At 72.6% G+C, this 16172-nt stretch carries 1 protein-coding gene (only partly in view); it reads left to right on the top strand.

What is annotated here, in order from left to right:
* Positions 1 to 16172, top strand: partial view of a lonely Cys domain-containing protein gene (locus ABT001_RS20940; RefSeq protein ID WP_351279571.1) — the 5' end (the start) only. Its footprint extends 22216 nt past the window's final position; only the first 16172 of its 38388 coding nucleotides appear in the window; it begins with the start codon at positions 1 to 3; its stop codon lies off the right edge, out of view.

A 16172-nucleotide genomic window follows, 5' to 3' on the forward strand; every position in this document is an offset into this window, starting at 1 on the left:
ATGAGCATCCAGGTCTCGCCAGAGGTCAACGCGATGATCTTCATCCTCACCGGGGAGAGGCTCATGGACGCCGACGAGGATCTCGCGTTCGAGAGCCGTCGGCCCTACTCCGGCCTCGGCCGGAAGCTGGACAGACTGTCCTCGCTGATCGACAAGTCGGTCCACGACATCGGCGAGTCCATGCCGGACGACCTCGCCAGGTCGTACGGCAAGGCCATGGGCATGCTCATCGATGACGGCGGCAAGAACTACCTGCGGGACTTCGCCGACCAGCTCGACAAGATCGCCGAAGGCCGGCGCAAGACCTCCATGGACATCATGGAGTCCAAGTGGCAGGTCATCGCCGAGATCATCCGGCTGCTCATCGAGATCGCCATCTATCTGGCCCTGTCCTTCTTCACCGGAGGCGCCTCGGCCAGTCAGATCATGCTGGCCAAGATGCGTAGCCGGTTCTTCATCCTCACCACGCTCAGCCACCTGCTCCAGCGGCTGCATCTCACGCCCTCGTTGACCGAGGCGTTCGCCGAGGCCTTCACGACCTTCGCCGTCCGGCTGGCGATGATGAACTTCGCCCCGGACGGCCGCCGTCCCGACGGCATCGACTGGAGCGACATCGGGAAGGCCGCCGCATTCGGCGCCGCCGCGGGCCTTTTCACCAGCATCTTCGACAGCTTCGCGAGGAACATCGTCCGGAGCTTCGACGACAGCTTCCTCAAGAACGGCCCGGACCTCGACTTCAAGAACAACCCGAACCTGAAGAACAACCCGGACCTCGACCTCAGGAACGGGCCGAACCCGAGCCCGAACCCGAGCCCGAACGCGAACCCCACTCCGAACCCCGACCGGGACAACCCCGACCCCACCCCGTACGGGCCCGGCCCCAACCCCTCGAACCACGTCCCGGTCACCTTCCGGAACAACCCGCTCTCCTTCCGGAACAACACCGAGCTGTGGCGGAACAGCCGGATCCTGCGCTTCAACGCGGACCGTCCCGGCGCTCTGGCCGGGCACTACGGGCTCAAGGGCGTGACCGACTTCCTCGCCGCCGGATCCGGCGAGGCGCTCGCGGAGATCCTGATCAAGGGCGCGTTCGACGGCGACTGGTCCACCAGCTGGTCCACCTTCGTCGGTGCGGGCATCAGCAGCCAGGTCGAGGCCACGCTGAGCGACTCCGCCGTGAACAGCGCCGCCGAACTGCGCCACGTCATCGACAAGCTGCGGAACCAGCCGCCCACCGTGTCCGCCGGCGCCACCGACACCGACACCGACTCGGACGGTTCTCCGCGCTCCGGTGACGGCGCGGACCGTGCCGACGGTCCCTCGCGTCCGGACACCACGGGCGGCGACGGCCTCGCGCCCAAGTCGTCTCCACCGGTCAGCTCACCCGCGCCGGTCACGTCGCCCGCACCGGTCGGTTCGCAGACCGGCGGACAGGGGGACTTCGCCGACCAGCAGGCGCCCCCGCCCTACTTCTCCGAGAGCCCCCCGCCGTATTCCCCGGGCACGCTGCCCGTGACCGCCGCCGAGAACGCGCTGTGGCAGCAGGTCCACCACGGCTCGGCCGACGTCCGCGAGCAGGCGCTGCGTGACCTGGCCGCACTGCGGGGCACCCAGCCGCCCGGCAGCGCCGAGATCGGTGTCCGGGACGGCCTGCACGGCAAGCTGTCGACGCTGCCCGAGGTCCGGGTGGTGCCGGCGGGGGACAGCCCCGCGAACCAGGTCGACACGGACGAGGTCCGCCGTGCCCTCGACGGCTTCGGTACCCCGGTCACGGTCGACGCCCCGATCACGGTGGGCGCGGCCCCCGGCACGGGGAACGGCCCGTCCGTGGTGGATGGTTCGGGCGTGTCCGGCGACAGGTCCGGTATGTCTATGGGGAACGGCCCGACCGCTGTGGAGGGTTCGGGCGTGTCCGGCGACAGGTCCGGTACGTCCATGGGGAACGGCCCGACCGCTGTGGAGGGTTCGGGTACCTCAGGACACAGCCCCACCACGGCCCCGGGTAACCCTGCCGCACGACCCGCCGGGCAAGGCGCCGACCCGGTGGCGGACCACAGCGTGGACGCACGGCCGGCCGACGCAGTCGACGGGCCGGGCACCGAGCCTGCGGCTATCCCGGAGAACGCTGCCGTGGACGTACCGGCCGAAGCGGCTGTGGCGTCCCCTGAGAACAGCGTCCAGGGACCTCCGGGGAACAGCGTCCAGGGGTCACCTGAGAACAGCGTCCAGACGTCTCCGGCCCGTGACATCGCGGAGGCCCGCGATATCGCGGAGGTCTCGGAGAACGATGCCGAGGGGACCCGGGAGACCAACGCGGCGCGGTCTTCGGAGAGCGACGTCCAAGGGGCCCTGGAGGGCGACGTCCAAGGGTCCCCGGAGACCGCCCCGCAGAGGTCCCCGCAGGAGGTGCCCGGACAGAACGCTCCTGCCGCCACGGTGCCGGTCGGCCAGGGCAACGGCGCTCCCCTCTCCACAGGCGGCAGCCCCACCACCTCCGCCACACCCGCAGCGGGCAGTGGGGCCCGAGCGGGTGGCGTCCCGGCCGCCGGAGGTGCCCCGGCTTCCGCCGGTACGTCACCCCAGGGCGCCCGGACCCCGGACGGCGCAGCCCCGGTGGACGGCTCTCCGACCGCGCCGGACGGCTCCCCCCGGAGCAGCCCTGCTCCCGAAGCCCTCGATCCGGCCGGGACCGATGTCACGCCGGACTCCGAAGAGGGCGCCGCGGCCCCGGTCGTCGGCTCCGAAACAGCGGGCGCCACCGACGCTTCCCCTACTGCCTCCACTGCCGGGCCCACCACCGACAGCGTCCCCGCTCCGGTCGTCGACACGGCCGCCGCCCCGCCGAAGGTGAGCACCGTCGGCTCGTTCGCCGACACCGGCGACGTACGTGATGTCAGCGGCACGGCCGACGTGAAGGCCGGCCCCACGCCCGTCGGGAACCCGGAGACCACCTCTCCGCCCCTGACGATCGTGGTGTCGGAGATGCCGCCGCCGGGGGAGGGGTCGCCGGAGGCGGCCGAGTTGCTGGACGGGGCCGGGACCGACCGGGCCGTGGTGCTCGGACCGGCGGTCACGCCCGACGGAGCAGGACGCCCCGTACGTGCGGCGGTCGAGCTCACCAGAGAGGGGCCGGGAGCCCCGGTCCAGGTCCGTCCGCTCACCGCCCCCGCGCCGGCCGCGACGGCTGACGGCACCACCGACACCACGGGCACCTCGTTCCCCGGCGCGGACGTGCTGCTGCCGCTCGCCGACGCCCTCGGCCCGACGGACCTGCCCGCCTCCCTGAACACGGGGACGGCCGACAGCACCACCCCGGTCGTCACCTCCACGGACGGCACCCCGCCGGCCGCGCCCGCCTCGGACAGGGCGACGCCCGTACGGAACGACGGAGCCGTCCCGGAGTCCCCGGCCGGCGTCGCGTCCGGCCCGGCCAAGATCGCCACCTTCTCGAGCCCTTGGAGCGAGACGGCCGTCGATGTGCACCTGCAGTCGGGCGAAGGCGAGACGACCGGTGCCGGGACCGGAGGACAGGACGTCGGACCCGGCGCGGGGCACGGCACCGGGAACGGAACCACGCCCCCGCCCGCTCAGGCGACACCGGAGACCGCTCCCGCGACATCGGAGACCTCTCCCGCGACGGCGCCCGTGGCACTTCCCCCGCCGCCCGCCCGGATCGTCGTACGCCCTGCCGACGGCGGTGCCTCCGACGCGGGCGTAAACGGGTCGAGGCCCCCCGCGGGGGAGCCCGTCGTCGTCACCCTCGACGGCCTCGCAGTGCCCCTCGCCCAGGTGCGGCGCCTGATGCCGGATGCGACGGTGCAGCCGCCGCCGGGCCGTGCCGTCCAGTTGCTGACCATCTCGCAGAGCCCCGCCGAGGACGGCACGGCACAGGAGGCCGGACGTCGGGCACTGGCCGGCCAGGACACCTTCCGAGGCGTACGCACCGTGTCGGCTCCTCCCGCCCTTCCGCAGACGGCCTCCGAGGCGGGCACCGACGCGCCGCAGCCCTCCCGCCGTACCGTGTTCACGGGCCCGCCGGCGCCGCTCCCGGGTGTGGACACCGAACAGGGCGCCGACGGCTTCGTGGCGCACGGCACGCCCCGTACCGTCACGCTGGGCACCGAGGACCCGGCGCGGCCCAGTGTGAAGGTCAGCGGCGTACAGCTCGGCGAGGTGCTCAAGTCCTGGGCGGTCGACGGCGATCAGGACCGGCCTCTGATCCTGTTCTCCTGCGAGACCGGACGCCAGCCGGACATCGCGGGGCTGCCGGTGGCTCAGCACGTCGCGAACCGGACCGGGCGGACGGTGCACGCGCCGACCAGCGAGGTGGGTACGGCCCGTGGCAAGGACGGCGAGGTCCGCGCGGTGCTCACCGAGGGCGCGGACGGGCCGGGCCGGTGGCGGCTGTTCACCCCGGAGCCCAGCGGGGAGGACCTGGACCGGTCGGCGCGTGACGCCGGACTGCACGCGGGCCCCGGCCCGGCCGGCCCGTTCGCCCGCGCCCGGACCCTCCAGCAGATCCGGACCCTGCGCGATGCTCTCGGCCCTGATGCCGAACAGCGCCCGGACAATTGGGAGCTGCTGGCCGCTCTCGCGTACGTCGACGGCCTGCGCTGGATGAGCCCGGACAGCGCGGCCCGGTACGGCGACGGCCGTATGACCCCTGACCTGCTGCGCCGGATGGTCGCCGACTGGCACACCGCCACCGGGACCGGCGGACCTGCGACCGGTTCAGCCGCCGACCCCACTCCCGAGCAGTACCAGGCATTCCTGCGCGCGGCGGCCGGGTTGCGGGCCGGAGCCGGCCCTGACACCACGCTCGACGAACTGCTGCCCCCGCCGCCGCCCGAGCTGTCCCCGGCCACACCGGTCTCGCAGGAGGACGTGCGCGGGCTCTCCTACGCGCGGTCGGCTGACGTCGTCTGGTCGTTGTCGTCGAACACACCCCTGCCGCTGTCCGAGCTGGCTCTCGGGCCCGAGGACACAGCCGAGTTGGCACGTCGCCTGCACGACCCGGCGCCCACGGCCACCGTCCATGAGGAAAAGCCGACACCGCCTCCGCTCAGGAGTGGTGAGGTGAATTCGTACACGGCGCGGCATGAGTACGGGATGCCGGAGAAGAATTTCAAGGGGTTCCGTGATCTGGCGCGGGACAATGATCTTGTCATCGATGTGCGTCCGACGAATCTTCTTGCTCCGAAGTGGCTTGAGGCCGGGGCGTTGGCGAAGCCGCCGGAGATCAAGTCGAAGACGGTGAATCAGGTCGATGTTCTTCTGGGTGCTGATCCGGAGAACATCGGGCTTGTCGGTTATTTCAAGCCGGTGATGCCTGAGCAGGGGGCTGTTCCGGAGGGTGCGTCGGAGAGGGTTCTGTCGCGTTTCAACCAGCGGTCGACGGAGTTCCGTGAGCTGTCCGCGAAGATGGCGGCGCTGGAGGCGGAGAACAGGTTCGTCGTGCGGGACGGTGTGGTCTTCGGGGTGGGTGAGGACGGTGGTCGGCGTCCGATCACCGGTGATCACGATGTGTTCGACGTGTCGACGCCGGACGGTACGCGGGTGGCGCATCCCGCGCATGACGCGCTGGTCGAGGAGATGCGGGCGAAGGACATCGCCGTGGTGCACGGCGCGCACATGTTCTGGAATCCGCCGACCGATTTCGACAAGTCCCTCTTCGACAAGATCGTCCACAAGCACCAGGGTCCCGACGGTGAACCACTGCTCCGGTTCAGTCCCGGGAACGACAATGCCCAACTCACCTGGCTCAAGCCGCTCAAGAGTGGTGAGGTGAATTCGTACACGGCGCGGCATGAGTACGGGATGCCGGAGAAGAATTTCAAGGGGTTCCGTGATCTGGCGCGGGACAATGATCTTGTCATCGATGTGCGTCCGACGAATCTTCTTGCTCCGAAGTGGCTTGAGGCCGGGGCGTTGGCGAAGCCGCCGGAGATCAAGTCGAAGACGGTGAATCAGGTCGATGTTCTTCTGGGTGCTGATCCGGAGAACATCGGGCTTGTCGGTTATTTCAAGCCGGTGATGCCTGAGCAGGGGGCTGTTCCGGAGGGTGCGTCGGAGAGGGTTCTGTCGCGTTTCAACCAGCGGTCGACGGAGTTCCGTGAGCTGTCCGCGAAGATGGCGGCGCTGGAGGCGGAGAACAGGTTCGTCGTGCGGGACGGTGTGGTCTTCGGGGTGGGTGAGGACGGTGGTCGGCGTCCGATCACCGGTGATCACGATGTGTTCGACGTGTCGACGCCGGACGGTACGCGGGTGGCGCATCCCGCGCATGACGCGCTGGTCGAGGAGATGCGGGCGAAGGACATCGCCGTGGTGCACGGCGCGCACATGTTCTGGAATCCGCCGACCGATTTCGACAAGTCCCTCTTCGACAAGATCGTCCACAAGCACCAGGGTCCCGACGGTGAACCACTGCTCCGGTTCAGTCCCGGGAACGACAACGCCCAACTCACCTGGGCCGAACCGGACACGAGGACAACCGTCCCGCCTCCGCTCTTCGGCAAGGGCCCCGTGACGACGACGGACCCCGCGGACCTCGTCCGGGCGGACGGTCTCACCTTCCGCCGGGTGGAGGCTCGCGCCGACGGGAACCGCCTCTTCCGGGCGTTGCTCGACAGTGCGCGGAGCCGGAACGTACCGCCGGCCTGGGCCGCGCGGAACATCGCCGGGCTGCGCGCTCTGGTGCGTGACCGGGTCACCGGTTCCGAGCTGGGGGCCGTGGCCGACACCGCCGTACCGGATCCGGTGTTCACCGTGGTGGACGACCTGCGGATACGTGCCCTGGCAGGCGTCGACGACGCGGATGAGCAGCGCCGGATCACCGAGGAGTGGAACACCGTCGCCCAGGAGGTCGTCACCGACGGCGACCCCGGCCGGTGGCAGCGGATCCTCGCCGACAGCGGCTATCCGCAGCTCGCCGAGGTGGCGCCCACCCCCGCCGACGCGCGCCGGCTCGGCGGGCGGGGCCTGCTCGCCGCCGCCGCGGAACGCCCCGGGCTGTGGTCGTCCCCCTTCTCCGACCTGCTCCCGGACGCGCTGGCGCACACCCTCGACATCGATCTGCGCCTCGTGCGGCCCGACCCGCTGGGGACGGGCGAGCTCCTCGTCACCGAGCTGAATCCGGGCGGCATCGGCGGCCCCCTGCACCTGGCGTACGACGGGACCGACCACTACGACGCCCTGGCGCCCATCCCGGAGCCGGATCCGGATCCGGTCCCGCCCACGCTGACGCCGGTCTCCCAGGAACCGGACGGGTCGGACCCGTTCGGGGAGTGGCTGCGCGGCATGGCGGGGATCGACGATCTCGACCAGGCGGCGGCCCCCGACCGCGGCGACCCGGTTCCGCTGGAGACCCAGCTCGAACGGCACCGTCCGGCCCGCCTGCTGACCGGCGAGGACGCCCGTCCTCCTGGGCCCGCGCCGCGCACGGTCACCTTCGAGGACGGCAGCAGGCTGCCCACCGTCCTGATCAGACCGGGCGCCGATCCGCGCGACACCGCCCCGGACGGGTCGCCGCAGGGCGCTCCCACCGGGCTGCTCGCCGGGCCGGGAGCGCTCACCCTGCGCTCGCCCGCACTGGCGGCCCGGGAGATCCTCGACAAGGTGCCGGCGTCGGTGCGGGCGAGGTTCGACGAGGCGGAGCTGCTGCGTCTGCTGACCGACCAGCCCTCGGCGTTCACCGCCCCGCACGGCGCACGCCTCGTGGGCCGTGAGAAGTCCGGGGTCGGCCTGGAGATGACCGTCGAGGCCATCCCGTACCACCGCTGGGAGCGCTTCTCCGACGTCGGGGGCGCCACGGTCCGGGTGGACACGATGTGGCGCGGGCAGGCCGGTACGAGCGGCGGGCGCAGCGTCGGCTTCGGACGCCGGATCGCCGGCGGTCTCGGCATGGGACCGCCGCTCAACTGGCTGCTGAAGATCGGTACATCGCTGGGCTGGAGCCGCAGGACGGACTACACCCAGGGCACCTCGGCGTACAGCCAGGCCGATTACCGCGCCTTCGAGGGCTCGCACCTGCACCTGGACGACGTGCACTACCGGGTGCGGGTGGAGCGCGTCACGGAGGCGCCGAAGACCACCGGAACGGACACCCGGACGACTGACCCGATTACCCAGCCCGCACAAGGGCCGCGTTGGCAGCGCGTCCAGGTGCACAGCGCGGAGTTCGGCATGCGGGACGGGCTGAGCTGGCGGCTGCCGGACGATCTCACCGTGCCGTTCACGGGGCCGAACAGGGCGCCGCAGACGCTGACCTTCCCGGACGGGGTGGAGCCCCGGCTCACCGACACCACCGGCCTGTATCTGACGACCCCGCCGGAGGACATCGCGCTGGCACTGTCCGGCGCGCGTCCCGGAAGTTCGGCGCACCGCACCATGGTGTCGTACGTCCGCCCGGGGAGGATGCTCGGGCTGTTCGGCCGGCTCACCGGGCCGGTCAGCGGGCCCGAGCTGTCCCGGGGCAGCAGTCAGCGCCCGTTGGGCCATCTGGTCGTGGAGCGGTCGCAGCCGCACCGCGCCGTGCTGGTCACCGAGTCGGTCAAGGCGGAGCTCCGCGAACTCGCCCAGACCACCTACCAGAACCAGCGCGCTCACGTGCGGGACACCCGGTTCGGGTTCCAGATCACGGCCGGGCCGAACTACACCCTTGTCGGGCCGGACACCGATGTGCGCCTCCAGGGCGGTCCGCTGGTCCGCACGGACCTCGCCGTCGGGCAGGGCCACTACCTGGGCACCGACGCGGCCCGCAAGGTCACCGGCCGGATCCGCAACCATCCGGCGGCGCTCTACCAGGTGGAGCGCACCCTGATGGTCCGTAAGGCCGGTGAGCCGTCGTCCGCGGCCCGGCCGATCCGGGTCGTCAGCCTGGACTGGATCTCCACCCAGGACGCCCGTCGGCTCGCGGGCTGGGACAGCCGTACGCCCGGCCGGACGGGACCGAACCCGGACGCCGAGCCGCCGGTGCCGTGGTACCTCACCCGTGAGGATCCGGTGCACCTGGGCGGTCAGGTCCGGGCGGAGGGCTTCCAGCCGCAGGCCCGCACCCGGACGCAGCCGCCGGTCACTCAGCAGCAGACGCCGCCTTCTGCCGCCCAGCAGACGCCGCCTCCTGCCGCCCAGCAGGCGCCGACGACGGCTCAGCAGCAGACGCCGCCCGCGCCCCAGGACGGCACCGCCCCCCAGGACCCGATGCGGGTCTTCACGGACGCGGTCCTGGACACCCTGCACCGCTCGTACCCGTCGATGTTCGTGCCGCCGCTGATGCTGCGGCACCCCCGACTGGGCCGTCTCTGGTACGGCGACGGGCGGTTGCGGACCGCGTTGCACAACGACCGGCAGGTGCGTGAGGCGCTGAACCGGCCCACCTTGACGCAGAGCCTGGACGAGCTGACCACCACCGGGGTCCCGGTCACGCTCACCGAGGACGGCAAGGTGCGCCGCGGCCACCACACGCTGATCCTGCGGGCGCGGATGACCGACCGCCGGTTCGAGACCACGATGAGCGAGCGGTCACTGCGCAGCGGGGTGATCGGCAACGAGGTCTCCGGGCAGGGGGAGCAGGAGTCCAGCACCCATTCCGCCGGTGTCGAGATAGGCATCTCGCCCCGCGACCACGACAAGGTGCCCGGGGCGGGTCTGCCGCGGCAGATCGGCAACGTCTCGGTCGGCGCCCGCTACGCCCGTACCCACCAGAGGGGCACCCGGAGCACGGTCACGGTCACCCACGACCAGCTGGCGTTCCAGAACAACTCCGATCTCTACAGCTACCAGGTGGAACTCGGCGCCACCTTCGAGGGCCACCGCCGCCCGCGTGGCTGGGCCCGGCTGCTGTCGGTCGGTCTGCTCGGTGCGGGCGTCTTCGTCAGCAAGATCGAGGAACGTCCGCTGTTCAGCCGGGGCACCGAGACCGTGGGACGGGTGGAGCTGGCCGTTTCGGCGGCGCACGGCTCCGACCGCTACACCCCCGCCGACCCGCCCGCCGGCGGAACGGCGCCCACCCCCGCGCCGCAGCGCCTCTCCGCAGCCGAGGCGGACCAGCTCCTCGACGGCACCCGCCCGCTGCCCAGGTCGGACACGGACGCCCAGAAGCTGGTCCGGCGGCTGCTGAGAGCCCCGCACGTGGTACTCAGCACCGAGGGCGGCCCGCAGCGTCAGCAGCTGATGCAGGACACCGCCGACCGCGCCTCGGGTACCTCCTGGCACGTCAGCGCGCCCGGCGCACCGGTGCGCACCGCACTGCGCCGGGCGATGGCCAACCTCGGTGTGGCCGGTCAACTGGGCCAGTACCTCGGTCCGTTCGGCTCCCGCATCACCGGGCTCAACGGCGCCGGACCGTTCCGGACGCACTACCTGAAGGGCGCGATCCGCGGCGAGCTGGACAACGTACGGGTGAAGAGCGATCCGAAGCCCGCCAACCTGGAGACCACCGTCGCCAGCGAGCACCGGGTCGTCGGCAGCGAGAACACCGGCTCCCGCACCACGCTCGGTGTCCAGGGCGGCCTCATGCCGTTGCAGCAGATGCCCGGCGAGCAGCCGGTGGTCGGCTCGTACACGACCGCGCTCCAGTACGCCTGGGGCAAGGGCCGCGGCATCTCACAGGCCCTCAGCCGAGGACGCAGCACCACGCTGGCCTTCTCCGGACGGATGTATCTGGTGGTCGCCGACGCCGCCGAGACCGTGGCGGTACGCGACCGCTGGACGGCCGCGATGGGCACGGTCGGCACCCGTTCCGGGGCCCGAGTCAGCTCCGCCGCCGGGCGGCTGTCCGAGCGCCTGGGGCGTGGTCTGGCCCCGCGCCGGGCCGCAGCCGCGCTCCAGCGGATCCGTGACGCGGTCATGTTCCACCTGCCGATGCGGGACGCCATCGAGAACGGGCTCGCCCCCGACGGGCTGGGCACCACCACCCCGAACAACCTCGGCGGCGGCTACCGGGTGCCGGGCTTCCTGCGTAGCCGGCGCTTCCCGACGCATCCCAGCGGCCAGCTCGACGCGAGCAGGGCGGCACAGCAACTGCTGCCGCGCCTGGAGAAGATCGGTGTTCGCTCGCACGACCGGGAGCAGGTCCTGCAGCGGCTCTCCCCGGACTTCCTGCGCGCCCATCTGCACGAGCTGACCACCGGCGGGATGACCCTGCCGGTCCACTACCGCACCTGGTCCAAGCCGCATCACCTGCCGGTCGGGGGCAGCCCCGGGCAGATGCGGTTCAAGCTGACCCCGGTCACGACGACGGTGCAGCGGCTGCGCACGGGGTACGAGATGGAGGACTACCGGAACATCACACGCGACGACGCGGTCAACGTCTCGCAGGACCTCGGCGCCGACCTCACCCTGAGCGGCGGTCAGCGTGCGGCGGACAACGGCATCCTGGTCGCCAACCCCTCGCTCCAGGGCACGGCTGCCAAGCAGCGGGCGAGCAACCGCACCGAGACCGACGGCCGTACCGCCATGCCGAACATCGCCACCACCCAGGCGCACGCGGAGATCGTCACCAGTTACATCCTGACCGTCACCATGACGGACGCGGCCGGTGAGACGCTCGCACCGCGCTCCGTCGCACAGGTCGGCACCCTCAACGAGATGGCACCGGCAGGTCTGCTCACCCCGGTGGGCGACGGTGACGACGGTGCGATCACCGAGCGGGACGTGCCCGAACCCGAGCACGCCGTACGCATGCTGACGGCTGAACAGTCCCAGTTGGAGGCCATCGCCGCCTGGCGTGCCTCGGGTGACGGCACGACCGACTCCGACGTCCTGCCCGTCGACGACCGGCTCGGCTCCGGCATCCTCGCCGTGGACATCAGGGGCGCGGCGGGTGTGCAGGACGCGCTGACCCTCGCCACCGCCCGCGCCGACGGCCTCGGCGACGGCGACCTCGGCAGGCGGCACACCGGCGCGACCCTCACCGCGCAGGTGCGCATGGCGCGCCGCACTCCGCTCACCGGCCTGGGCACGGCTCCCGCGCAGGCACAGCAGGAGGCCACCTCGCAAGGCGGTCTGACCGCCGGATTCCGTGAGGCGCTCGGCGCGGACGGCTCCCAGCTGCCCACCCAGTCCTCCGCGCGTCTGTTCGGCCAGTCCCACACCGCCGACTCCCGCCTCTACGCCAAGATGCACCGTCGCGGCGCCCGGCTGCTCGCCGTGGAGAGCAAGCCCCGCATGGAGGCCATGCAGCGGCGCAGGACCTCCGACGCGATGGAGTCCGGCATCACCGACAACGTCGAGGGAGCGGTGGGCACCGCGCCGCTGGCCGGCAACAGCAACGCGGGTATGACCAACCCCGGAGGCACCGTCCCGGTCGCCGGCGCGAACGACGGCGTCGCGCTCAAGGGCGCCGTGGACACCACACTCGGCGCCCACGTCAAGGTCACCACCGACCGCAGCATGCTGTTCGCGGTGCCGGTGACCTGGCTGGCGGTGGCCGAGACGCACCACCGGGTCGCCGACAGCCGCCCGCTCCGCACGCTCGGCGCGGCCCGGCGCGGACCGCGCGCCGCCGAGGCCGAGACCACCGCGCTGGTCTGGCTGCGTGAGGACATCGCCCGCGACTTCGGCCTCCTGGACGACAACACGTTCCCCGACGAGGTCGGAACGGCCTGGGACGACATGGCCAAGGCCACCGCCGACCTCGCCAAGGCCGAGACGGAGTACTTCGACGCCCGCGCGCGGGCCCGGGAGGCATGGCTCTCCCTGAGCCCCGCGGAGCGGACCGCGCTCGGCGACGACGACCCCCGGCTGGCGACCGCACTGCCGCGGGACCTCGCGCAGGCCCCGGCGGTCGTCGCCTGGCAGGCCGCCCGCGACGAGGCACGGCTGTGGGAGGAACGCGCCGACGCCGCCGCCGCGGACCACCACCGGCTGCACCTCGCCGCGTCGCGGCTCACCGCCCATCACCAGGGTTCGGTCTCGGTCCCGGTGCGCGACGTGCCCCAGGAGTACACCGAGCCGAGCTGGCGCTCCGAGGCGCCGGAACCGTACGCGGTCACCGACGGCAGCGACTCCACCCCGCGCACCCTCACCTCGCCGGACGGCGCCACGGTGCGTGAGGTGCACGACATGCCGCACGACGGTGCCTCGTTCTTCCACGCGCTGCTCGCCGCCGCCGAGGCCCGGGGCCGCTTGTCCCACCTGCTCGGCAACGACCTCGCCGACCGGTTCGCGGGCGCGCCCGGCGACCCGGAGATCACCGCCGAGGCCGTCGGCGCCGCCCGCGACCGCCTCGCCTGGGCCCTGGGCGAGGACGGCAACGAGGATCTGCTCGACGCCCTCGCCCTGGACGTCGCCGACACCTTCACGCAGGACGAACTGGACGCCGCCGGTGTGGTGCTGACCCCGGCCCAGCAGGCCGAGTTCGACGCCCTCGGCCGGCTTCCTCTGACGCTCTGGCCCACGCCCGACCAGCGTGCGGCGCTGGCGACCGCGGCCCTGTTCCGCCCGTTCGCGAGCGAGCCGGCCGGCACCGGACAGCAGGGCGTACCGGCCACGCCCGAGCGCCGCGCCGGCGACAACGGCGGGGCCGACCTGCTGCCCGCCCTCGCCGCGCGGGTCCTCGGCACCCCCCTGACCGTGGTGACCGGTGAGGGCCGCGATCAGCTGTTCCTCCCGCACGGCGCCGATCCGGCCGCGGTCGACCCGGCCGCCGACCCGGTGCTGTTCTCCGCCGACGGCTTCTTCCACGCAGCGCTCCCGCCGGGCACCGCGGCCCCGGTCACCGCCCCGCTGCCCGCCACCGCGGGGACCTCCGCCACCGGCACGACGACCGAGCAGCCGGCGGAGCCGCCCGCGCACCGCAGCCACACCACCGCGCCCTGGCTGCCGCCCACCGACAGCAGCGAGCCGCGCTACCGCCTCGCCCGGGACGGTGTCCTCACCGCGCCCGACGGCGCGACCTACACCCAGGGCACCCCCACCGGCCGCGGCAACGGCTTCTTCGGCGCGCTCACCACAGCCCTGCGGCAGGCAGCGGAACGGCCCGGGCTCGACCGCCGCGAGGCGGGACGGCTGCGCACGCGTGCCGGAGCGTCGCCCGCCCAGCTGATGCGTCTGAACGGCCTCCCCGGTGAGGCCGCCGACCGCGACACCCTCTTCGCACCACCGCCGATGAAGGTGCAGCCCGGCGCTCCCGCGCCGAGCCGTGAGGCCCTCGACAGCCATCTGCGCCGCTACCTCGCCACAGCACCCTGGGGCCCCGGCGCCGACCGGGCGGCCGCCGAGTGGGCGGCCGCCACCACCGGCACCACCGTCACCCTCGTCGAGGAGAACGGCACCGCCCACACCTATCCCGGTCCGTCCGCCGACGGGACGCACCTCCGACTCCGGCGGCGCGGCGGCGACTTCGTACCTCTGTCCCAGCGCACTCCCGCCCCGCCCGCCCTGCCCGCCCCGCCCGCTCCGCAACCGGACCCGGCCGCCGTCCCGCTGCCCCCGTCACCGGACGGCAGCGACCCCGCGGGGCTGCTGGGGCTCCCGGGGCTGCCGGGCGAGGAAGAGGCGTACGAGCTGAGCACGCTGTCCGGTGCCGATGCCGCCAAGGCGCCGGGGACCGCGAGTACCGACGACAGCAGCGACACCGAAGACAGCAGTGAGTCCGACGACAGCAGCGACACGGACAGTGTGGACGGTGCCCCGGAAGCCGATCTCGCACAGTTCCGTTTCGCCGACGACAGCAGCGACACCGACAGCGAGGACGGCGCCCCGGACACCACGACCGAGGCGTGGATCGACCTCCTCTTCGGAGCCGCGGCCAGGCACGACCACTCGCCCGAGACGCTCGCCGACACGGTCTCGTCGCTGCGGGAACTCGCCCTGGGGGAGGCACTTCCGTCGTCCGTGGCCACCGGCGAGCTGGCGGCACTGCACGACCTGACCAGGCGGGTACTGGACCTCGGCCCGCACGTCCAGGTGGACGGACAGCACCTGCTGCTCCTCGGATCCCTGGCCCTGAGCGCCTCCCCTGACGAACTGTCCGACGCCGACGCCCTCGCCGACTACCTGACCCGGCACGACGCCGTCCTGAGCCAGGACACCCAGGTGGAGTCGGAGGCCGGAACGGGGCGGAACTGGACCGGCACCGGGAACCAGGCGCCGCCCCTGAACTCGTACGCGCTGGAGAGCGAGGACGGCAGTCTGGTCACCTGGACCGCCCCCTGGACGGACTCGGACTCGCACGTGGTCCTCGCGCAGGAGGGTGCGGACGCCGTTCACCTGATGACGCCGCGCGGCCGGCTCACGCTGGACGATCCCGGTGAGTTCGCCCGGCTCGTCGCGCGGGACCCGGCACGGCCCCCGGGGGCCGATGTCGTCCTGGCGTTCACCCACGGTGACATCGAGTTCCTGGCACGGCACGTCGCCGACCTGACGGGCTCCAGGGTCTGGTACTCGGAACACGGCCCCCGGCCGACGACGGACTGGCGGTCCGGCACCGACCACATCACGCTGGGACCCGTCCCCGGTGGCGGCGGCACGGCATGGGCCTCCGTCGGGCCGGGCGCGGACGGCACCAGCGAGGCGGACGTCGCGGACATCGTCGATCTGTACGAGAACGGATCCGAGCCCGCTGACGGGATCGAGGCGCGCAGGCAGAAGCCGCTGACCACGAGGGACTACGGGGTCGTGGACCACCGTGGTGACGGCGTGCTCTTCCGCAAGCCCGGCGACCTCCAGGCCACCTGGCACACCCCGCAGGCACTGGCCGGCACGGAGGGCGCCCCCGAACTGGCCATGTCCGTGCAGAGCTACCGCGAGACACTCGCCACCCAGCGGCCCCTCCTGCGGATCGCGTCGGACCGTACGCTCGCGGTCGAGAACGGCGCGTACGGGCAGCAGGTCTTCGCGACGGCGGAGGCCGTCGCCCGCTCGTCGGTCGGGCTGGCGCGTGCGGGCCTCGCGCTGCGTCTGCGGACCGACGAGGAGCTGAGCATCCTGCTGCCCACCCCCGACGGGGGCACGAAGCGGCTGTTCCGCGTGACGCCCGACTTCCTCACCCGGTCCGGGCAGTCGTCGGAGGAGATCTGCCGGGACTTCGCCGACATGCTGGCCGACAACGCCCGCACGTCGCACATGGTCTTCCGCGATCCCCGCACCGGCCTGGTGGTCACCGCGCCGGTCAACGCCTCCGACGGGGCCGAGGTCACCGGCACGCACCACCTCGCCGACGCCCTGGGCCA

The sequence above is a fragment of the Streptomyces sp. NPDC002793 genome (assembly GCF_040295485.1).
Classification (GTDB): domain Bacteria; phylum Actinomycetota; class Actinomycetes; order Streptomycetales; family Streptomycetaceae; genus Streptomyces.